We start from the raw sequence: 1,619 nt of genomic DNA, 5'->3' as shown, positions 1-1,619 counted from the left end.
AATGATTTTTGAGTACCTTTTACTTAAAAAAAGTGATCGGCATCGATGAGAATAGGTGATCGGGATAAATGAGAACAAGTGATCGGCTTACATGAGAATGGGTGATCGCGATGGGTGAGAATATGCAATGATGATATGATGCCGACGTCATCCATTTATGAGGTCAGTTTAACCAACATAACACAGGGGCAAATTTTTTCTCCTCCTGCAGTATTAGCACATACCCCAAAAATGCCACTTTGGACAGCCGGCGCATCCGCGAGTGTTGCTTTAGAGGCATTAGCTGAGGGTGGAGACACCAGCCAACTTTCGGCTTTACCTGGTATCGAAAAAAGTATTGCTAGCACAGGCCCTATTTTACCTGGCGAAACGATGAATTGGACGGTCGAATTATCAGAAATGGATGCACAAGCACTAAGTCTTGCGACAATGTTAATTAATACCAATGACGGTTTTACGGGCTTGACTGATATGGATTTAAGTAGTCTAGCAATGGGCGAAAGCTATCAAAAAATGTTAATTGTTTACGATGCGGGTACGGAAATGAATGATGAAATCGCCATGCCGGGATCCGGTGGAGAAGCTTTCAATACTAGCCGAATGGGTGATGTAGACAGAGTTTATGCTCATGCTGGTGTGCTCACGTCATTAGAGCTAAGTAGTTCAGTTTTACTGCCTGAACACAAATTTGATAATCCAGCAGGAAAATTAATTATCAAACGGGTGCAATAAAATAGTGATAAACCCGCTCTTATCTATATCAATGGATAAGAGCGTTTAAACTAATGCCTAAAAAAATACTATTAGTGGAAGATAATCCGGATATCGCCAATATAGTTTCAATCAATTTATCAATGCTTGATCATGTCGTTGAGGTTTTCCACGATGGCAGTGAAGCCTATAAACACCTTCATAAAGATTATGATCTCGCCATCTTTGATATTATGTTACCCGGCACCGATGGTCATAAATTATGTAAAAGACTACGTCATTTGCAACCCGATATTGCCATCATCATGCTCACTGCAAAATCATCTGAGCTTGATATCGTTAAAGGGCTGGAAAATGGGGCGGACGATTATTTAAGTAAACCTTTTTCTGTTCTCGAACTACAGGCTAGAGTGAAAGCACATCTACGCCGTTGTGATAACAAACAGCAAAAACAAGATTCATGTAAAACGGTTTTAGATTTTGATAGCCTCATTATTGATCCTAATTTATACCAAATAACACTGCTAGGTAACGTATTAGACAGTACAGCCAAAGAATTTGAGTTGTTATATTTCTTAGCACAACAACCCCACCGAGTATTTAGCCGAGAACAATTACTCAGTGACATTTGGGGTTATCAACATGAAGGTTCAGCACATACCGTCAATTCGACGGTCAATCGTTTACGCTCAAAATTAGAAAGTGATCCTGCCAATCCTATTTGGTTAAAAACCGTGTGGGGAGTCGGATATAAATTCTCACACTAATTACCATATAACTCATTAGATAACTGATGTTACGCACTTACGGCCAGCATCTGCTTCCAGGCTTTAAGTGCTTCTTTTTGAGCTTTTATATAAAGCTTTGTTTTCAATCCAAATGTGGTTAAGCCTTTTTTTACACTTAAC

2 protein-coding genes and 1 pseudogene are annotated in these 1,619 nt (G+C 39.5%); 2 read left to right on the top strand and 1 reads right to left on the bottom strand.

Annotation, left to right across the window (positions count from 1 at the left end):
• The first annotated feature begins 114 nt into the window (after nt 1–114).
• Nucleotides 115–732, top strand: a complete 618-nt coding sequence (locus tag KSO91_RS17170) for a spondin domain-containing protein (protein WP_238744239.1) — start codon at nt 115–117, stop codon at nt 730–732.
• Nucleotides 733–785: 53 nt separating this feature from the next.
• Complete coding sequence (locus KSO91_RS17165; protein WP_238744238.1) at nt 786–1,478, top strand: response regulator transcription factor; 693 nt, start codon at nt 786–788, stop codon at nt 1,476–1,478.
• Nucleotides 1,479–1,507: 29 nt separating this feature from the next.
• Here KSO91_RS17165 and KSO91_RS18000 read toward each other — a convergent pair.
• Nucleotides 1,508–1,619 (bottom strand): annotated as a pseudogene (locus KSO91_RS18000) (IS701 family transposase); the annotation flags it as partial.

Source organism: Psychromonas antarctica, assembly GCF_022267535.1.
GTDB classification, from domain to species: Bacteria; Pseudomonadota; Gammaproteobacteria; order Enterobacterales; family Psychromonadaceae; genus Psychromonas; species Psychromonas antarctica.
The sequence above is the reverse complement of the archived record's forward strand: the minus strand, read 5'-3'. Positions and strand labels throughout refer to the sequence as shown.

Excerpts from the sequence above, each read along its gene's own strand:
- KSO91_RS17165 (WP_238744238.1), top strand. The coding sequence starts at position 786 with ATGCCTAAAAAAATACTATTAGTGGAAGATAATCCGGATATCGCCAAT.